At 54.0% G+C, this 20,076-nt stretch carries 14 protein-coding genes and 2 tRNA genes; 7 read left to right on the top strand and 9 right to left on the bottom strand.

Annotated elements, in window-relative coordinates:
• Nucleotides 1-57 precede the first annotated feature (57 nt).
• The 5 genes from priA to ABGM91_RS00225 all read right to left on the bottom strand — a co-directional run bounded on the left by priA (nucleotide 58) and on the right by ABGM91_RS00225 (nucleotide 6,119).
• Complete coding sequence (priA, locus tag ABGM91_RS00245) at nucleotides 58-2,274, bottom strand: primosomal protein N' (RefSeq protein WP_354832804.1); 2,217 nt, start codon at nucleotides 2,272-2,274, stop codon at nucleotides 58-60.
• 24 nt (nucleotides 2,275-2,298) lie between these two features.
• Entirely contained in the window at nucleotides 2,299-3,213 is a 915-nt protein-coding gene (gene prmC, locus ABGM91_RS00240; RefSeq protein ID WP_354832802.1) for a peptide chain release factor N(5)-glutamine methyltransferase, read from the bottom strand.
• Between the two features lie 17 nt (nucleotides 3,214-3,230).
• Nucleotides 3,231-4,307 carry a peptide chain release factor 1 gene (gene prfA, locus ABGM91_RS00235; RefSeq protein ID WP_215428391.1) on the bottom strand — a complete coding sequence of 359 codons (1,077 nt, stop codon included), beginning with the start codon at nucleotides 4,305-4,307 and terminating at the stop codon, nucleotides 3,231-3,233.
• Nucleotides 4,308-4,545: 238 nt separating this feature from the next.
• Nucleotides 4,546-4,621: transfer RNA gene (locus tag ABGM91_RS00230), tRNA-Glu, on the bottom strand.
• An 88-nt stretch (nucleotides 4,622-4,709) separates the two neighbouring features.
• Nucleotides 4,710-6,119 carry a sodium:alanine symporter family protein gene (locus ABGM91_RS00225; RefSeq protein ID WP_215428399.1) on the bottom strand — a complete coding sequence of 470 codons (1,410 nt, stop codon included), beginning with the start codon at nucleotides 6,117-6,119 and terminating at the stop codon, nucleotides 4,710-4,712.
• Between the two features lie 364 nt (nucleotides 6,120-6,483).
• Here ABGM91_RS00225 and ABGM91_RS00220 point away from each other — a divergent pair, with 364 nt between their 5' ends.
• Complete coding sequence (locus tag ABGM91_RS00220) at nucleotides 6,484-6,894, top strand: GNAT family N-acetyltransferase (RefSeq protein ID WP_354832799.1); 411 nt, start codon at nucleotides 6,484-6,486, stop codon at nucleotides 6,892-6,894.
• 136 nt (nucleotides 6,895-7,030) lie between these two features.
• Here the strand turns inward: ABGM91_RS00220 and glsA are convergent, their stop codons facing one another.
• Together glsA and gadC are read right to left on the bottom strand one after the other, a co-directional pair.
• Nucleotides 7,031-7,972 carry a glutaminase A gene (gene glsA / locus ABGM91_RS00215; RefSeq protein ID WP_215428401.1) on the bottom strand — a complete coding sequence of 314 codons (942 nt, stop codon included), beginning with the start codon at nucleotides 7,970-7,972 and terminating at the stop codon, nucleotides 7,031-7,033.
• A complete protein-coding gene (gadC, locus tag ABGM91_RS00210) occupies nucleotides 7,965-9,449 on the bottom strand; it encodes a putative glutamine/gamma-aminobutyrate antiporter GadC (RefSeq protein WP_354834876.1) in 1,485 nt (494 codons plus the stop codon). Before gadC ends, glsA begins: the two co-directional genes overlap by 8 nt.
• A gap of 548 nt (nucleotides 9,450-9,997) precedes the next feature.
• Here gadC and ABGM91_RS00205 point away from each other — a divergent pair.
• The 6 genes from ABGM91_RS00205 (at nucleotide 9,998) to ABGM91_RS00180 (ending at nucleotide 18,930) form a co-directional block, all read left to right on the top strand.
• Nucleotides 9,998-15,544: an RHS repeat-associated core domain-containing protein gene (locus ABGM91_RS00205; RefSeq protein WP_354832797.1), complete on the top strand. Its 5,547-nt coding sequence runs from the start codon at nucleotides 9,998-10,000 to the stop codon at nucleotides 15,542-15,544.
• 25 nt (nucleotides 15,545-15,569) lie between these two features.
• Nucleotides 15,570-15,833 carry a hypothetical protein gene (locus ABGM91_RS00200; protein WP_354832795.1) on the top strand — a complete coding sequence of 88 codons (264 nt, stop codon included), beginning with the start codon at nucleotides 15,570-15,572 and terminating at the stop codon, nucleotides 15,831-15,833.
• Nucleotides 15,834-15,927: 94 nt separating this feature from the next.
• Nucleotides 15,928-16,314, top strand: a complete 387-nt coding sequence (locus tag ABGM91_RS00195; protein ID WP_354832794.1) for a hypothetical protein — start codon at nucleotides 15,928-15,930, stop codon at nucleotides 16,312-16,314.
• A gap of 274 nt (nucleotides 16,315-16,588) precedes the next feature.
• Nucleotides 16,589-17,725 carry an RHS repeat-associated core domain-containing protein gene (locus ABGM91_RS00190; protein ID WP_354832792.1) on the top strand — a complete coding sequence of 379 codons (1,137 nt, stop codon included), beginning with the start codon at nucleotides 16,589-16,591 and terminating at the stop codon, nucleotides 17,723-17,725.
• Complete coding sequence (locus tag ABGM91_RS00185; RefSeq protein ID WP_354832790.1) at nucleotides 17,722-18,303, top strand: hypothetical protein; 582 nt, start codon at nucleotides 17,722-17,724, stop codon at nucleotides 18,301-18,303. Before ABGM91_RS00190 ends, ABGM91_RS00185 begins: the two co-directional genes overlap by 4 nt.
• Before the next feature lie 165 nt (nucleotides 18,304-18,468).
• The gene (locus ABGM91_RS00180; protein ID WP_354832788.1) at nucleotides 18,469-18,930 is read left to right on the top strand and encodes an RHS repeat-associated core domain-containing protein; all 462 of its coding nucleotides are present in this window, start codon (nucleotides 18,469-18,471) and stop codon (nucleotides 18,928-18,930) included.
• Between the two features lie 376 nt (nucleotides 18,931-19,306).
• On the opposite strand, the gene ABGM91_RS00175 is transcribed toward ABGM91_RS00180, so the two are convergent.
• Nucleotides 19,307-19,381: transfer RNA gene (locus ABGM91_RS00175), tRNA-Gly, on the bottom strand.
• Nucleotides 19,382-19,467: 86 nt separating this feature from the next.
• The gene (locus ABGM91_RS00170) at nucleotides 19,468-19,902 is read right to left on the bottom strand and encodes a hypothetical protein (RefSeq protein ID WP_354832786.1); all 435 of its coding nucleotides are present in this window, start codon (nucleotides 19,900-19,902) and stop codon (nucleotides 19,468-19,470) included.
• Nucleotides 19,903-20,076: the final 174 nt, after the last annotated feature.

The raw sequence follows: 20,076 nt of genomic DNA, 5'->3' as shown, positions 1-20,076 counted from the left end.
TCGTAAATTGTGTTGTGCCGGAATTTTAATATCCCCGTCCGGCTTTGGCAAGGCGGCTTACATGAATGACATGGCGTCCACGTCAATCACGGCCGTCAGGTCATCCCCCAGTCCGGCTTCCTGAACCAGCTTCCGGAGCGTGCGTGACAGGATGCGTGCGGAGGGGCCCTTTACCGTAATCTGGAACCTGAACTGGCCGTGCGCGCGCGGGATGGGAGCCGGCATGGGGTCCGTCATCGTGGCGGGAGGGGACAGCATCCCGCGGAGCCGTCCGGCGAGCGTGCGCGTGGCGAATTCCGCCATGTTTTCATGCTGGGAGCGTATGGTCAGCACGGCGATGTGGGTGAAGGGGGGGAGATCAAAGGCGCGGCGCATTTCCAGCTCCTGGGCCGCGAAGCCGTCCGTATCATGATGCCGCGCATATTGCAGGGAGGGGGACTGGGGCGTGAAGGTCTGGATGATGACTTCTCCGGAGAGGTCGCCGCGTCCCGCGCGGCCCGCCACCTGGGTCAGAAGCTGGAAGGTGCGTTCTCCGGCCCGGGGGTCCGGAATGTAAAGCCCCAGGTCCGCGTTCAGCACGCCCACCAGCGTTACGTTGGGGAAATCCAGCCCCTTGGCGATCATCTGGGTGCCCAGGAGAATGTCTATCTTGTGGGAGCGGAACTGGTTCAGGATGGTTCTGACGGCGTTCTTCTTCCGCGCCACGTCCGCATCCACGCGCGTGATGCGCGCCGCGGGAAAAGTGCGGCGCAGGATTTCCTCCACCTTCTGGGTGCCGTACCCCTGGAGCAGGATATTGGCGGACCGGCACTCCGGGCAGGCGCGGGGGGGCAGGGCCTTGAACCCGCACAGGTGGCAGATGAGGCGGTCCTCCGTGCGGTGGTACGTCAGGGGGAGGGAACAATGCAGGCACGTGACCACATGGCCGCAGTCCGGACACTGGATGGAGCGCGCAAATCCGCGCCTGTTGAGCAGCAGGATAACCTGCTCCCCCTTTTCCAGCCTCCGGTCAATGGACATCCGGAGCCGTTCGGAAAGGACATTGGGGCCGGACTTGTTCTTTCCCTCCGTTTTCATGTCCAGAATGCGGATGAGGGGGAGCTGCTGGCCGTCCGCCCGTTCCGTCAGTTTCACCAGGGCGTATTTCCCGGTCAGGGCGTTGTGGGTGCTTTCCAGGGATGGAGTGGCGGAGCCCAGGACTACGGCGCAGTTTTCCACGTGCGCGCGCAGCACGGCCAGGTCCCGCCCGTGGTAGCGGGGGGAGCTTTCCTGCTTGTAGGACGCGTCATGCTCTTCATCCACAATCACCAGCCCCAGATTCTGCAAGGGGGCGAAGACGGCGGAGCGGGGGCCGATGACGATGCGGGCTTTTCCGGAGCGGATGGCGTGCCATTCGTCAAAGCGTTCTCCGTCAGACAGAAGGCTGTGCAGGACCGCCACGGAGGAGGGCAGTTCCGCAAAGCGGGATTTGAAACGCTGGACGGTCTGGGGGGTCAGGGAAATTTCCGGCACCATGATCAGGGCGGATTTCCCGGATTTTACCACGCTGGAAACGGCCTGCAGGTAAACCTCCGTCTTTCCGGAACCCGTGACCCCCTGCAGCAGCACCGGTTTTTTCTGTTCCGCCGCGCACATGGCCGTGATTTCTTCCAGCGCCTTTTCCTGCTGGGGGTTCAGTGTCATCGGCTGGCTGGGGACGAATTGTTCTCCCGTGCTGGGATCGCGGTGCACGGACTCTTCCCTCAGGGAAATAAAACCCTTGGCTTCCAGGCCGCGTGCAATATTCAGGGCTCCGGGGCCGAATCCCGCCAGCGGGGCTTCCAACTGTTCCATAGATGAAAAATAATCCAGTATCTGGGCCTGCCGCGGCGCCTTGCGGTACAGGGCGTCCAGTTCCTCACGAGACGGGCGTTTTTTCAGATGCACCACTTTGCGCATTTTCTCCGCCGTATTTTCCTGCCGGACGGTTTCCGGCAGGAGGCAGCGGATCATCTGGTCCAGCGCTACGGAATAATAATCCGCCGCCCAGGAGGCCAGACTCATCATGGCCGGGGAAATCAGGGGATCCGGGTCAATCAGTTTCAGAATGGGCTTGAGCTTGTCCCTCCAGGCCGGGTCCGGTTCGGACAGCGTAAGGACGGTGCCGGTGGCCGTCCTGTTGCGCAGGGGCACCCGGACGCGGCAGCCCGGTTTTACGTCTCCCGCTTCCGGCGGAATGCCGTAATCCAGCACCAGATCGCTCTGTCCGTCAACCAGGATACGCGCCGCCTGCATGGAGTGAGAGGGGAAAGTTAAAGTTTAACGATAGCCGAACGGAAAGCGGGCGATGCCGCTCATGTCTTTCAGCACTTCAATGTAATTGTAGCCGTAGCCGTCCATGATCTGCGTCACGGCAGGCGCCTGGTCATACCCTATTTCCAGCGCTACAAAACCGTTATCATTCAGGTAATCCCGTGCGCGGGCCAGGAAGCGTTCAATGATTTCCCAGCCTTTCGGGCCGCCGAACAGGGCCGTGTGCGGGTCTTTCATGACCTCCGGGGCAAGCTCCTCTCCGTCCGCAATGTAGGGAAGATTGGCCACGATGACGTCAAAGCGCGTTTCCTGTCCCGGACTGGTTTCTTCCTCTCCCGGGGCGGCCACGGTGGAATCCGTTTCCGCCGGGAGCGGGGCGGCTTTTTCCAGGGGGATGTTTTCAAACAGGTCCGTCTGTATGGTGGAGACCCTGGCTCCCAGGCGCATGGCGTTTTCCAGCGCCAGATCCAGCGCCTGCGGGGAAATGTCCGCCAGGACGACTTCCTTCGCGCGTTCCTTGAGTTCCAGGGCCAGCGTGACGCCGATAATGCCGGACCCAGTGCCCATATCCAGCACGCGTACCGGACGGGCGGGAATCTTCTTCAGCACCATTTCCACCAGTTCCTCCGTTTCCGGGCGCGGAATCAGCGCGCGCGCATCCGTCAGGAATTCCCGGCGGAAAAATTCCGTGGAGCCCAGCAGGTGTTGCAGCGGTTCTCCCGCCGCCCTGCGCTTCAGCAGCTCCCGCAGGGGCGCCAGCTCCGTTTCCTCAACAGGCCTGTCAAACTGGGAGTAGAGAGCCGTGCGGTTGCAGTGCAGGACATGGGCCATCAGGTGCTGCATGGTGGCGCGGGCTTCTTCGCACCCCTGGCGCGTCAGGTAGTCCGTGCCGGACTGAAGAACTTCCAGTAAGGTTTTCATAAAAAGAGCGGGGAAGGTTAGGACATGCCGGCTTCCGCCAGGCGTTCCTGCATTTCCGCATGCTGGAGAGCCATGATCAGGTCTTCCATCTGCCCCATCAGGATGCCGTCCAGATTGTGGGAGGTGTAGCCGATGCGGTGGTCCGTCAGGCGGTTTTGCGGGAAATTGTATGTCCGGATTTTTTCTTCACGGCCTCCGGACCCGATGAGGCTACGGCGTGCGGCGGAATATTTTTCCGCCTCTTCCCGCTTCTTGGCTTCAAAAAGCTTGGCGCGCAGAATCTTCATGCCTTTCTCACGGTTTTTCATCTGGCTGCGTTCTTCCTCACAACGGACATAGACGCCCGTGGGAATGTGCCAGATCTGCACGGCGGATTCCGTCTTGTTCACGTGCTGGCCCCCGGCTCCTCCGGAACGGCATACTTCAATGCGGAGGTCCTCCGGGCGGATTTCAATGTCCACTTCTTCCGCTTCCGGCATGACGGCTACGGTGGCGGTGGACGTGTGAATGCGCCCCTGCGTTTCCGTAGCGGGCACGCGCTGCACACGGTGCACGCCGCCCTCATATTTCAGGAAGCGGAAGACTTCATCCCCGGCAATGCGGCAGACGACTTCCTTGAAGCCGCCTACGTCGGAAGGGCTGCTTTCCAGGTGTTCGAAGCGCCAGCCGCGTTCTTCCGCAAAACGCTGGTACATCCGGAGAAGGTCCCCGGCGAACAGGGAGGCTTCATCCCCGCCCGTACCGGCGCGGATTTCAATAATGGCGTCCCGGTCTTCCGTCGTGTCGCGGGGAAGAAGGCTGTACTGAACGTCGCTGCGCAGTTTTTCCAGCGCCGTTTCCAGTTCCGGAATCTCCAGAGCGGCCAGCTCCGCCAGTTCCGGATCATCCGTCTTCGCCAGTTCCTGGTTGTCCGCCAATTGCTGTTCCGTGGCATTCAGGGCATCCCACGTTTCCATCAGTTCCTTCAGGCGGCGGTGCTCCCTCATGGTTTCCGAGGCCCTCTTCTGGTCATTGAAAAAATCCGGTTCGGCAATGACCGTTTCCAATTCTTCCAGGCGCTGGCGGCGTTTTTCAATGAGAGGTGTGTAATCCATGGCGTTTGCGTGTGAAAATTTTAAAAGATAACAGGGCTTTCTGGAAGTCAAATCCGGGGGATGTAAGACATGTTCCGGCATTTGACAGGGAAGGGGATACCCCTCCCTGCCGTCCCGGCTGCGCCTTCCGTATTCCGGCAGCACCGGACCAAAAGAAAACCGCAGCCATTACGTTTTTCCAATAGGCCTTTCCTGAGGAAGGAAAGCGGAAGCATCGTAACTGCTGCGGCGGTAAAGCTGGCATCGCGTACGGGACTCGAACCCGTGTTGCCCGCGTGAAAGGCGGGAGTCCTAGACCGCTAGACGAACGCGACTTTTAGGTTTGCAGGGACTGCGCGGCGAAGTAAATACCACCGGAGGCCGAAAGGCAAGAATTATTTGAATCTGAATTGAAAAAAATCGTTATTTGCCTTCCGGAATGTGGGATTCGTCATAATCGTCCAGCCTGTGCTGCCAAAGGTAGTACCGCGTTTGCTGGACAAGCACTCCGGAAAGGGCCAGCAGCGAAATGAGGTTGGGAAGGGCCATCAGGCCGTTGGCGCAGTCTGCAAAGACCCATACCAGGTCTATCTTGGAAACGCAGCCGGTGAAGACCGCCGCCACCCAGATGACGCGGTAAGGCGTGATCAGCCGGATGCCCCCCAGGTATTCCAGGGCTTTTTCACCAAAGTAGGACCAGCCCAGAATGGTGGAAACCACAAAGGTGACCAGGCTGACCGTCAGGAGAGGGGAGCCCACATAAGGGATTTTACTGAATGCCAGGGTAGTGAGCCGGGGACCATCACCGGACGAGATGTCCGGATGGGCCAGGATGCTGGTAGTCAGCACAATGCCCGTCAGGGCACAGATGACCACGGTATCCCAGAACGGGCCGCTGGAAGAAATGAGCGCCTGCCGTACGGGGTTGCGGTTCTGGGCGGCGGCAGAGGCAATGGCGGCGGAACCCAGCCCGGCTTCATTGGAAAAGAGGCCGCGGGCCACGCCGGTCCGCATGGCCGTCATGACGGCGGCGCCCACCACGCCCCCGGCGGCAGCTTCCCCGGTAAAGGCGCAGTCCAGAATGTAACGGATGGCCGGAAGAATGTAGTGGGACTGCACGGCCAGGATGTAGACGCAGCCTATGATGTAAATGACTGCCATGAACGGGACGAAGAAGGCGCATACCTTGGCAATGCTCCGGATGCCACCCAGCATCACCAGGGCCGTCAGGATGGTCAGCACCACAGCCGTTCCCCAGGAAGGAATGGCAAAAGCGTGGTGGAGCTGTTCCGCTGCCGCGTTCCCCTGCGTCAGGTTGCCGATGCCGAAGGCGGCAACGGCCGTGAATACGGCAAAGGCTACCCCGAGCCATTTGCATTTCATGCCGCGTTCCAGCACAAACATGGGGCCTCCGCTCATGTTGCCGTCCGGGTTTTCCACGCGGTACTTGATGGCGAGCAGCCCTTCCGAATACCGTGTAGCCATGCCAAGAACGCCCGTCAGCCAGCACCAGAAAATGGCCCCCGGCCCCCCGGCGGCAATCGCCACCCCCACGCCGATGATATTGCCCGCGCCGATGTTGGCGGCCAGGGCCACCATCAGGGAACTGAACGGGGAAATGTCTCCCTTGTCCGTATGGTCTTTCACAAAATACAGTTTCAGGGCCTTGAGCAGATAACGCTGCGGAAAACGCAGAATGATGGTCAGGTACAGGTGCGTGCCCAGCAGCATGATGAGCAGAGGCCATCCCCACAGGAAACTGCTGAAGGCGGACAGCCAGGACGTGAGTGTGTCCCCGGTCTGGAAAAAGGCGTTTTGCAGGGCTTCAAGCATACCGGAAAGACTCTAGGGAAAAATGTTGTGGTGGCAAGTCCTTAAAACACGGGAAGAGCGCGGGAAAACAACTCTGCGGCTACGGAAGAGGGGAGAAGGAAAGCTTTTTACCAGGGCGCGTGGTTAAGCTTCCATGAAGAAAAGTCCGGACTTGTCCGGGACCAACTGCCATTTGGCCGGCATGGAAGAGCGCCACAGGCGCCTCTGCCGCTCCTTGTGCTGTTAATGAAGCACAAGGAGCGGCACATAGTTGCTTGTCTCCGGGGCCTGTGGACTTTATCATGAGTCCCATGAGGAGAGCTGTAAATGGCATTGTCCATTGCCTGGACTGTGCTGGCCACTCACCCTGCAACCAAGCGGAAAGATGATTGTTTTTACGGAAGAAAAGAAGTTTACCCGGGAAAAAGTGCAGGAGCTGTTCCTGTCCGTGGGATGGATTTCCGGCCAGTATCCGGCACGGCTCTACAAGGCCCTGATGAATTCGTCCACCGTGTTTACCGCGTGGGACGGCGACCGCCTGGTCGGTCTTGTGCGACTGCTGGACGACAGCGAGATGGTGGCCTACATGCACTATGTCCTGGTGCACCCCGACTATCACGGCAGGGGAATTGCAGGAAAAATGATGGAAATGGTCAAGGAGAAGTACAAGGACTACCTCTATATTGAAATCATGCCTGAAGAGAGCAGGAACGCCGCTTTTTATGAAAGGCACGGTTTCCACGTTATGGAAGACGGCGTACCCATGCAGCTGTGCAACTTCTCAAACAGGATTTAATGTCTATGGCCCGGCAACCGGGTTCCGCCAGGCGCAGAAGGCACCGCCTTGCGTTATTTTCACATGGCCGGGATACAGTAAACCCGCGGGAATCCTTTCGGATCTTGGCTCCGCGGGTTTACCTTCTCATCCCGGATCAGCTCCGGAAAAGGTTCAAATTCAATTCTTTAATAATGGATTGAAGAGCCGCCTGGCCCTTGACGGTGTTGCCGGCGGGGTCCAAGGGCGGGGAGAAGGCCGCCATGGCCAGCTTGCCGGGGGCTACGGCCACCAGGCCGCCGCCTACGCCGGACTTGGCCGGAAGGCCGGCCTTGTACATCCAGTCCCCTGTGGAATCATAGAGGCCGGACATGCACATTTCCGCCAGAATGGGAGGAACGTTGACATCCTGAACCACCCGCTTCTTGCTGACGGGGTTGACGCCTCCGTTGGCATAGCAGGCGCCCATCAGCGCCAGCTGGGAGGTGGTGATGTTCAGGGAGCACATGCGGGTGTACAGGTCCACGATCATGGGCGGCGTATTGTAAAAATAGCCGTAGCTGTCAAGCAGCCACGCAATGCCGCGGTTGTGCTGGTTGGTGGCGCTTTCCGACTTGTAGATCTCCTGGTTCACGGTCAGGGCCGTGTTGGCGAAGTTGTTGAAATTATGAATCATGTTGGACCATATTTCATCGGAGTCTGAGCCGTTGACCAGGCTGACCGTCGCCATGGCCCCTGCGTTGACCAGGGGGTTGAGGGGCTTGCCGCCGTGCAGTTCAATCGCCATGACGGAGTTGAAGGGCTCCCCGGTGGGGTCTGCCCCGATCTTCGTGCGGAGCTCCTTCATTCCGATCAGGTCCATGACATAGGCCAGGTTGAAGGCCTTGGAGATGGATTCAATGGCAAAGGGCGTGTCTGCGGAACCTGCGGTCAGCAGGTCCCCGTTGACAGTGACCACGGCAATCGCCAGCAGGTCGGAAGGAACTTGAGCCAGAGCGGGAATGTAGGAGGCGTTTTTGCCTCCCTGGACGGTTTTGGCGTAGGCATACGCGTTGTCCAGAGCCGTCTGTATTTGTTCATTGGAAGGGACGTTACTCATGGGATATGGGATGGATTGGGGTTACTGTAGAATGGGTTCCATTGGTTTTTTCCCATCCGAAGGGTTCGAAGGCGTCTTCAGGATCCACAGGCCGCTTCCAGGAGGGCTTGGCCATGGCATGGATGATGAAAGGAATGCCGGCGAAGATGAAGGTGCCTACCACCAGAAGCATAATGTACATCGTATTGCTGCCCACGGTAATCTGGTTCGGCGGGATGAAGCTCACCAGGAAGGCCGCCAGGCTGGCCAGGAAGCCGAGGCCGCCGACAATCCACATGCCGAGGGTCTTGCCTCCGGGAATGCGGAAGGTGCGGGGCGTATTCGGTTCCCGGTAGCGCAGATAAATGCCGGAGGCGAACATCAGCATGTACATGATGAGGTACAGGATGATGGTAAGCTGGGAAATAATCTGGTAGGCGGACTGCACGGAAGGCATGATCACGAACATGATGGAAAGCAGGGTGACGATGCAACCCTGAATGAGCAGGATGCCCATCTGGACGTTGTTCTTGTTCCGCTTCTGCATGACGGGCGGCAGGTTGCCGGCCAGGCCTACCTGGTACAAGCCTTTGGAAGGACCTCCCACCCACGCCGTTACCTGGGCCAGAACGCCTACGGCCAGCGCAAGGGCCAGAATCCAGTTCATCCAGCCAAGGCCGAAGAAGCTGAAGTAACTGTCATAAGAAATCAGCAGGCTCTGCACCAGGTTGATCTGGGAGTTGGGAATGATGAAGCCGATGGCCAGCGTGCCCAGAACGAAAATGAGTACCGTAATGATGGCGGAAATCAGAATGGCCAGCGGATAGTTGCGGCCGGGGTCATTCACGTCCTTCACGTGTACGGCGGACATTTCCATCCCTGCATAGAACAGGAAGATGCTGGCGGCCAGAACGAGGTTGTTGAAATTGCTCATGTCCGGTATCAGCTTGTCCCAGCTCATGTCCAGCAGAATCGGGTTGCCTCCGGCCCAATAGCTCAGGCCCAGCAGAATCAGGATGGCGCCCGGAATGATGGTTCCGATGATGGTGCCCCATTTGGTGACGCCTGCGGAAGTCTTCATGCCGCGCAGGTTGAGCAGGGTAGCCGCCCAGTACACGCACAGCACCACGATGAGCACATACCACTTGTTGGCGGCAAGCGCTTCATCCCATCGCTGTCCGGGTCCCATGAAAGCCAGGGAGACGGCGGCGAAGGTCAGTACGGTCGGGAACCAGATGGTGCTCTCAATCCATTGCAGCCAGATGGCCAGGAACCCCCATTTCTTGCCGAAGGCTTCACCTACCCAACGGTAAACGCCGCCTTTCTGCGGCCATCCGGTAGTGAGTTCCGCGGCCACCAGGGAGACGGGCACCAGGAAAAAGACCGCTGCAAAAATATAGTAAAAGACGGAACTGAGTCCGTACGTGCTTTCCGCAGGCATGCCGCGCAAGCTGACAATGGCGGAAACGTTAATCATGGCGAGCGTAAATACCCCCATGCGAAGGACGGATTTTACCGCCGGAGCGTTATTGGTTGTAGCGGGACCTGTTGGAGAGGTCCCTGATTGAGTCGTATTGTTCATTGGTTTATTCCGGGTTGAGAATTGGGACGGCGTATCGAAATGCCGACACCGGCCTTATCTGAACGACCATCAGGAAGGCTCTTTCGTTGAAGGGATGGTGCAGATAGGGCTGCCGGAGTCTGTCTTAACGGCGGCTACCGCTTTCCGGACGGGATGGGAAAGCCGCACGCTTTTATTTTGGAGGGAGGCCTTTTTGGATAACAAAGTAGGAGTACATCAGCATCACGTGTCCGGATGGTTGCCGCCCGGGAAGAGAACGGGAATCATTAGAAGGAGATAGGAACTATTGCCATGTAAGGTATTCATCATGATGCCTTCCTACAAAATCAGTCACTTGGGGAAGAAAGATTTTCCTGTCATTCTTCTCTTCCCATTTTTTCCGGAAATTTCCATGGCAGCCGCCGGCCTTCCGGGCATTTTCAAAGGCGGCTGCACTATCATATCAAACAAATTAAATCAAAATCATGAATACCCCTGTTACTTTACTTGAAGCGGAATATCCCTTGGACAAATGGGAAGGTCAACTGAAAGGCGACCAGCCCCATTTGAATGTGGAAGCTCCCGCTCCCGAAAAGACGACCCTTTGGGACGGCTACATCAAAATTGAAACCGCAGGCTCCTATGAAATCAAAATCGGCGCGGACGATTATGGTTATTTTACGCTGGGAGGCCAGACTGCCAGCATTGCCGATCCGGGACAATACCGGGAATCCGATCCTGTCACCGTGGAACTGGAAGCGGGATGGCACCAGGCCTTCCTTTCCCACACCAACATTGACTACAAGCCGGAATCCGGCAACGTCTCGCGCTTCGACTCCTATCTGAACGGAGTCCAGGTGGAGCTCTACGACATCGTGCCCGCAGAAAACAAGCCGGTGGTGTGCAAGAAGGGATGTGACGGCAAGGAAGTTTGTGAGGACCCGGACGCCCCTAGCGGGGGAACCAGTCCCAGTTCCTCGCCGTCCTCCGCCCGCATGTCCTCCCGGCTGGCCCGCTCCACGGTGTCCGGCTCCTCCGCAGGAACGAACGTGGCGGCAGATGCCTCCCAGGAAAGCATGTACTGGCAGTGTAACTTCGGCCTGTTCCGGGGATTGCCCGGCGTACCCGGAAGCCAGATTGAAATCGTGGAGGAGGAATTTACGGAACGCCTCTGGTCCCCCTCCGCCCTGTTGTTCCGCCATGTGCTGCACAGCAAATTGCTCAAACCCACGGAAGGCTTGAGCAACAACTGCATGGTAGCCGTTCGGAAAGGTTCCCTGCTGGCCTATTACTTCATCACCCAGGGGGAAGAAGACAACGGCAGTGTGGGCAACATCGGCTACAACACGCGCCTGACCAACCGCGCCCGGATGCTGGGAGAAGATTTTACACCGGTCGTTTCCAATCCGGTTTACATTGAAGTGGCGGAAGCCAATGGCAGCAAGATGGTCTATTCCGTGGAAACGGGAGATCCCGTGCGTTTTACGGCATCCAGCGGCCTGCAGCTCACGAAAGAGGATTTTTATGCCTTCATGGATGTGGTGTATGCGGAAGATGGTTCCCTGCGGCAGGTAAGCAATATTTCAGACGGTCTTGCCAGCGTGCAGGACGTGACGGAAGCGGGCTATACGCTGGCCCTGTACCTTCCTTCCCAAGTAGGAGCCAAGGATGAGACGACGGGGCTTTATGCCGTGACGGGAGAGCCGTTCAAGCGCTTTGTTTTTGCCCGCAATGAAGAAGGGGACAAGGCGAGCGTGACGGAAAGAACGCCCGGAAGGAATGATTTTGTCACAACCTGGTGGAAGAATGGAGAGGTATGGTGCCTGGGCAAGGGCACGGGAGACTCCGCTATTCATACGGTCAGGACGCGCACGGAGGTCTCCGAAAAGGAATGGAACCTGCTGACGGAAGTGCGGATGGGGGAAGAAGGAATGGCGGTCTCCAGCCTGATGGAGAGCTACAAATCCACCCCGCAAGGCAATCTGCTGATGAGCAGAACGGAAGGCTACGGTTCCGGCATGGCCCGCACGACTTCTTATGAATATTCCGCCAACGGGGTTCTGACGAAAGAAACGCGTCCGGACGGTTCCGAAGTCAAGTACGAACAGGATCGTCTGGGCCGCCAGACTCTCATTTCCACTCCGTATAAAGGCTTTGCGGAAAAGAGAGTGAAGACGACCTACTGCGAAGCGAAGTTCAACGATCACGATCCCGCAGAAGTGACCACCATACTTCGGCAAAAGAACAAGGCGGACGTGCAGTTGAGCCAGACGCTTTATACCTATACGGAAGAAAACGATGTCAGGCGCGTGGAAGAAAGGACGACCGCGCTTGGGGCTGAAGGAACGCGGCTGGAAGTGACGGAAACATGGCTGGCCTCCGCGCCCAATCCGTATGCCAGGGGACGCCTCAAGATGCGCCAGGGTATTGACGGCGTACAGAGGGTTTATTCCTATGAACATGCAATCCGGCATGGAGCGGCCTATACCGTGACGGAGGAAATGCAAATCGGCGGAGCGCCCGTACCGGGGCAGAGCCGCCGAATGGTGTCCTTCATCTCGGCGGAGGGCAACACGGTCAGAACGGAGGAATACATCCTGCTGACGGATGGAACCTGGTCGCTGCTGGACAGCGCCGACTACGAGTTCGACCTTCAGAACCGCTGGACCAGGAAGACGCGCGGCAACGGACGAATAACGGAACGGGAACTGATGTGCGACGGGCGCGTTTTATGGCAGCGTGACGAAGACGGCATCCTGACCAGCTACGGCTATGACAGCGCAAGGCGGTTGGTAGAAATGATCCGCTCCGCGACGGAGACTGCCCCTGAAACCATCATCTCCTATACAAGGGATGCCCTGGGGCGTGCGGTTGAGGAGAGAAAGGACATCGGAGCCATGAGTACTGTGCGCCGGACGGCCTATGACGTGCTGGGGCGCGTCAGCTCCAAGACGGATGAACTGGGAAGGGTTACGTCCTATGCTTATAGCGACGACGGATTAACGACGGCGGCGACGCTTCCCCATGGAGCAACCTTGATTCGGACGACTGCCCCTGACGGTACTCTTCTCTATGAGGGAGGGACGGGCCAGAAGGAACTGTCCCACAGGATTGACATCATTGAGGATGGCATCCGGAAAGTCACGCTGGAAGCGCAGGCTGAAGGAGACCCGGCAGCAACGTTCCGGGAAATCACCAACGGCTATGGGGAAGTCATCCGTACGGCCACGGCCAACGCCCTGGGCAGTTTCTATTACAGCCGGTTCACGTATGATGAACGGGGGCATCTTGTCAAGACGGAGGTGGATGCGGGAACGCCTGCTACCGCCATGGCTCCAACCTTGAAGGAATACGACGCCTTTGGCAATATAACGAAGGAAACATGGAAGTTGGACGATCATCCCGATGCCACCAATTCCCGCATCACGATTTATTCCTATGCGGCTGAACAGGCGGATGACGGCATCTACCAGATCAAGACCACGACTATGAACAACAGCCGGGGAACAACCTATTCCCTTACGGGAAAGGCCTTGATTTCCTCCCTGTCCACGACATTGGAAAACAGGACGGTTTCTACTGACCCGAGAGGGCAGGAAACTGCTTCCTGGACGGAGTATGCCGGAGATGCCAAGCGAATCAGCAAGAACAAAATCCCGGGTTGTGAAACTGCGGAAAGCTCCCTGATTGTGGATGGTATGACTGTGTCCCGTACTGATTATGCTGGAGTAACGACAAGTATTGCCCGCAGCTACACGGAAACAGGCATTGTTCTCGTCTCCACGGATGCTCGTGGTAATGTGACAACGACTGTCCAGGACATCGCCGGGCGGACAGTCAGCGTAACGGATGCTGCGGGGAATGCCACTACTTACGCTTATGGGGAACCGATCGACTCTCCTACGGTCATCACGGACGCTCTGGGGCATTCCTCCTGTTATGCCTATGACATGAGGGGGAGAAAGATTGCAGAATGGGGAACGGCCCTTCAGCCAGCCTTTTTCTCTTATGACAATGCCGACCATCTCACCAGCATGCGCACGTTCCGGACAAATGGTGAAACTATTACGACCGATCCCAGGGAACGGACGGACGGGGACACGACCACCTGGACCTACCACAAGGCTGGCGGCCTGCTGATGCGCAAAACCTATCCGGATGGAACCCATGAAGATACGGCTTACAATATCCTGAACATGGTTGCCAACACCACGGATGCCCGTGGAGTGAGGACTACCTATGGATATGACTTGCCCAAGGGAGTGAACACGTCCGTCACGTTCAGTGACGGAACTCCTGGCATTGCCTATGCCTACAACCATCTGGCGCAGATGACCCGCGTGACGGACGATACCGGAACCCGGGAATTCTCCTACAACCAGTACAATGAACTGGAGACGGAAACAACGGCGGGACTGGCGCCGGGCATCTTGACGTACCGGAAGGACAGCCTGGGCAGGGACGGCGGTTACAGCCTGGACTACGGCAATGCTACTGTTCAGCAGACGGCGCTGGGTTACGATGATGCCGGAAGGCTCTCAACCGTTGCCCTCAATGAAGCCGCAACGCCGTTTACCTATGGCTACAATGCCAATAATGGTCTACTGGAGACGCTGAACTATCCCAATACGCTGAAGAGATGGTACACACGGGAAGAAAAGCGGGACCTGGTTATTAAAGTGGATTATCTGCGTCCGGGAGGTCAGAATTATCCGGCCAAGGTTGATTATACCTATGACGCCCTGGGACGTTCCGTGACAAAAAAGGATTATTTCAACACACCCAGTCCTGATTTGACACACGCCTACACGTATAATGACCGTGGCGAGCTGACTGCCGATGCCATGAGCCGTGGAGGAACCTACAGCTACGCCTATGACAATATCGGCAACCGGGAAATGTCCCGGGAAGGCGCGGCTGTTCCCAGTTCGTATGAAACCAATGAACTCAACCAGTATACTTCCATTGGGGAAGGAGAGCAGGCTGTGTTCGTTCCGGAACATGATGCTGCCGGGAACCAGACGAAAATCAGGACAGCTACAGGAGAATGGTCCGTTGTCTACAATGCCTTGAACCAGGCGGTGAGCTTTACGCAAGGTAACAAGCGTGTGGAATGCCGTTATGACTACTTGGGAAGGCGTGTGGAGAAATCCGTTTATGAAGGGGAAACCCTTGTTGCACGTAAACGTTTCCTGTACCGCAACTACCTGCAAATTGCGGAGCTGGATGCCACCGATACAACGGAGGAAGTAACACCTGTCCTGCAAAAGACCTACCTGTGGGACCCGATGGAATCTTCAGCAACACGCATTCTTATCATGAGCCTGTTTGATGAAGTAGGAACTTACCAGGAAGACCTGTACTACACGCATGACCTGTTGAAAAACACGACGGCGTTGTTTGGAATCCAGGTGGGAAGAAGGGGCTTGTACGAATACGGCCCTTATGGTAATGTAATCAAGATGGAGGGTAATGTTGCCGAACAGAATCCGTTCCGTTTCTCAAGCGAGTATGCTGATGATGAAATGGGATTGGTATATTACAATTATCGTTATCTCAATCCTGTGGATGGCAGGTGGATTAGTAGAGATCCCATTTCGGAAGAAGTAGGGTTAAACTTATATTTATTTTTTCCTTTTAAGAATGATAGGTTGGGACAATTAACTATTGATACTCTATCGGAAGGAGCTATTCAAGGTTTAGCTGGTGGTGAAATTGTAGCTGTTGCCAGAATGTTAGGATTTGCATCTGTTGCTGCTTTCTTAAAAGCTATGGATAAGAGTGGTTATAAATTAAGGTGTATGCCGTGCAAACCTCCTGTCGGAACACAGCGCCAACAATGTCACGATGTGGAAAAAGGAAATAAAAAACATTATAAATGGCCTAAACATTATCATGTATTTACAGTAAATCAATCTCCAGTTCGAGCGGGATGCAGGTGCTTTGACAAGCGCACTACTGTTGAAGAGGATCCCGGGTTTCCTCCTTATCAGGGGCGGCCGCGAGGAGGAGGGATTATCGCAACCAAGTAATTAAGTTAGAAACAGATATTAATTTATGAATGTTAAAAAATATTATTCTGGGGAAGAGATTAAAATTGGTGATCATATTACAACAGATAGTGGTGAGGATCACAACACTATCATGAAATTCATAGATAACGATAAAGATAGAGATGATTACGGTGTTGATTGTTTCGGCGCTTTGATGTCTAGTTCTCAAGCAGGAGGGATAATATTTGTTCCGTTTGATGAAATTGCTTCACAAGGCACTAAGCTTATTCATCGAAAAATAAGCTCTGATAAAATTATTAACCTATGAAAATAGTAAATAATGGAAAATTAGTTTTTATGGAGGCATAGATTTTTATTGTGTAATAATGAAAATAATTTGTTCTTTTATTTTCCTGTTTTGTATGCCAAAGGCAATTTGTGCACCCGAGATGTGGACGCCATTTCCTGTTATGGGACAGGTAGAAGGGAGTTGTATTTGGTATTATTCAAACATTCAAACAAGTACATCGGGAGCTCGAAAGCATCTTTGTGTTTTTGGATTTAAGAAAAAAACAGGTACGGAAGAACTGACTATTATACCTATACTGAAGTTGCCTGCTGTCAAAGGTGTCATCTATACTTGGAAGATAGAGGATCGAATTCTTATTATAAAAAGAAATGATCAGATTGTTGCTAAGTTGGAATTGAAACCTTTGGAGGAGTTGGCAAGACGCGATAAAAATCTCGAAACCTATCAGGATGAAGACATAAAACCTTCCGATATATACGTGGATTTGGATAAGACTTAAGTAAAACACTGAGGTAAGAAGTGGTTGGTTAGTCGATCAGTAAAAAACTCCCAATTCCTGTTTTGATGAGTTCTCCCTTTTTTGTGATCTGATATTATCAGGAGACCAAGTTTTTCTGGATGATTTTTCCAAAAGCGCCCAAAGACCTTATTAAGAATCCATATTTTATTGTAAGAGGCTCCCGGAGTATCCGGGAGCCTCTTTGTTTTTCCATTTTCCTGATGGATTTTTCGGGAAAGAAGCAGTAGATTGGGGGCTGTTTCCCTGTCTCTCCATGAATACGCCTATTCATTGCCTGCTTCTTCGGATTCCGGGAGAACTTTTGGAGGGAGAAGAAGATTTTCTCCGGCTTGGGGTATGCCGTGGAAGCCTTTCCTTCTTCACAGGACGCCTCCTGCCTTTAACGAGACAGAGGAGGCAACACCTATCCCTGCGCAAGACCTACCTGGGGGACCCGATGGAATCTTCAGCAACACGCATTCTTGCCATGAGCCTGTTTGATGAAGTAGGAACTTACCAGGAAGACCTGTACTACACGCATGACCTGTTGAAAAACACGACGGCGTTGTTTGGAATCCAGGCAGGGAGAAGGACCTTGTACGAATATGGCCCTTATGGTAATATAATCAAGATGGAGGGTAATGTTGCCGAACAGAATCCGTTCCGTTTCTCCAGCGAGTATTCCGATGACGAATGGGGACTGGTCTATTATAATTACAGATATTATCATGCCCTCTTAGGGCGATGGTTGACAAAAGACCCCATGGAAGAATATGGTACGTTGAATATGTACAGATTTCTCAATAATAATTTGGGAATTGATCAACTTGGATTAATCAGCGTGTCTCAACAACAGCCTTTGCCCGGCGGGCCTCCTCGTGTGGAAGGACCTCCCGAATTAGACTATAAAAGTATCTCAAAGAAAGCGGGTGAGTGTGGACACTTCCGCTGGGATATTCAATGGATTCTTAAGGGAAAAACGAACCCAGATGGAGTAATATATCAGGAATTCAAAATAGAGGGAGAAATTAAAAACTGTGATAAAGAAGATCCTAAATCTGTTCCTCTTTCGGCCTCAGAAAAAGAAAGCTGGAATGTGAGTGGAACGATGAAAGATACATGGTCATTTGCTAAACTGTTTTCTCACGAGGAACGGCCTACGGAAGGAACAGCTACCTTTGAGGGAACTGCTTACTATACATCGAAAAAACCTGGTATGGGAAAACCTCCTGTATGGACGTATGCAGGAGACGAGGCGGAACCTCTGTGTAAAGGAGGAGTTTGCCTTGCCGATACATCCCACAATGGACTTGGAAAAGAGCCGCCAGCCAACTCTAACAAAGTCACAAGAACCTTGAAAATATCGTGGTGCTGTTGTAAATCCAATAAAAAGACTAAATTTGAATCATGAGAATGTTACCCTCTGCCTGTTGTATTGGGTTCCTATGTACGTTGATTTCCTGTACTCACAAAAATATCGGACAAAACGATGTTGAGCATATTGAAATCATTCATGATCAATTTAATCCAAAAATAGATGATTTGTATTTACCTGGTTACAAACGTTATTCTTGGACGGATTATCCCTCCGACAGTATTCGGGAGATCAGGGAGAGAGCGAAACGCCTGAAACAAGGAATGGATGAACAACAAGTGATTGCCCTGATGCGTCCTTTAGTTATAAGTTCGTCTTTTTCTTTTCTGCTGGCAAAGTACAGGGATCCGGAGATTGTAAAAAAGGAGTTTCATTTTAATGAATCTTCAAAAGATTTGGTAAAGATCAATCAGTCATCTTACGATCCAAAACGTTCTGATAGATTCTACATCTTCATGGAAATTCCCTTTTCTGAGAAAACAGGGAAACTCCGGAAAGATGGACGGGAGCTTGAATTGGATGTAAAAAGAATTCGTCATGGGACGGATGCTTTGAAATTTGAGGGATATCGCCTGCCCGTTTCTGAAAAACGTCCGATGTATCGTTATAGATAACAGATGAAATGAGGTTTCCATGAGGATACATAAAGAGCCTCGAAATGTTTCGGGGCTCTTTTTTGCTCAATGGTAATTTACCTGTTTTCTTATCATGTGACTTTTGATGCCGAAGAATGACTTGAAATGAAAAACATGAAGTAGCCTTATGATAGCGTAATCAGGATGGAAGGTAATGCAGCCGAACAGAATCCGTTCCGCTTCTCAAGCGAGTATGCTGATGACGAAATGGGATTGGTCTATTACAATTACAGATATTATCATGCCCTCTCCGGGCGGTGGCTGACGAAAGACCCCATGGAAGAATATAGTACGTTGAATATGTACAGGTTTTTCAATAATAATTTGGGAATTGATCAACTTGGATTAATCAGCGTGTCTCAACAGGACTATTTCAATGCCCCCGATCTCGGCCTGATACACAACTACACGTACAATGACCGTGGAGAACTGGTGTCTGGCGCCATGAGCCGTGGAGGGACGTACAGCTATGGCTATGACAACATCGGTAACCGGGAACCTTCCCGGGAAGGCGCGACTGCTTCCACCAGCTATGAAGCCAATGGACTCAACCAGTATCTTTTTATTGAGGAGGGGAGAGCAGGAGGCATTCGTTCCGCAGCATGATGCTGCCGGGAATCAGACGAAGATCAGGACAGCTACAAGGGAATGGGATGTTGCCTACAATGCGCTGAACCAGGCGGAGACCACCGCCAAGCCGACAAGCACGCGGAATACCGTTACGATTACAAAGAAAGGCGAGTGGAGAAATCCATTTATGAGGAAGGAGCTCTCGTTTCACGCAAGCGCTTCCTTCTTTCCTGCCAGCTTCCCTTTGTAGTATGTCGATGCCTCTGAGCCATACTTTGGAATATTGTCCACTAGAGGGACAGTAATTTCCCAGTCAGGAAGACGTCTAAAGCTGTATAGAATTTTCTTGCATGAACTTTATGCATTATCCTAGCAATATCAAGGTTTGCGTAGGTTTTCTTACAGGAATTGTTGGAGCGGATGATGGGATTCGAACCCACGACATCAACCTTGGCAAGGTTGCGCTCTACCCCTGAGCTACATCCGCTTTGGATGACCGGAGCCTTGCGGCGTCCGTGTGGCAGAGAATATATAGGGCTATCCGGATTTGGCAAGATTTTTTTAGAGAAAAATTCATGTTTCACCGGAATAGGTACACGCTGCCATACCTCTTAAAGAGAACTGATGCTTCTGGGAAGGAGGGGGGATGGAAAGAGGTGAGGCTGCTTTTTCCGGGCGTTCCGGTTCGCCCTTGGGAGGGGCGGCTGGCTGCTGCTCTTTCAGTTCCGCGGCTGTTTTGGCCCCGTGTTCCAGCAGCAGTTTTTCCTGGGCGGTGTCATGGCGGTTCCTGGCGTGGTCCAGCATGGAAACCGTTCCCCCGCATATGGCGTTAACGTGGGCGCCGTGTTGAATGAGCAGGCTCGTAATTTCAGGTTTTCCCTTGATGCCGGTAGCGTGGTACAGGGGGACGAGGCCGTTCCGGTCCATTTCATTGGCGTCGGCTCCCTGTTCCAGATACGAATTGGATCTGTTTCGTATCGCCAGGGACAGGTTGGCAGCACCCGCCAACTAACCGCGGAGCCTTCGCGGACGCCTCGCTGCTCCGCGCGGATGGGCGGCCTAGAGAGAGTGGGAAGGGTGTCCCACATGGGACAAATGACACTTTCAGAATTTCAGGTTTCACCCTTTCTCAGGGAATTATGTGTGTAAATGCTCTCGTGACCCTTTCGTCTTCTCTCAACA

The organism is Akkermansia muciniphila (assembly GCF_040616545.1).
Lineage (GTDB): Bacteria > Verrucomicrobiota > Verrucomicrobiia > Verrucomicrobiales > Akkermansiaceae > Akkermansia > Akkermansia muciniphila_E.
The sequence above is the reverse complement of the archived record's forward strand: the minus strand, read 5'-3'. Positions and strand labels throughout refer to the sequence as shown.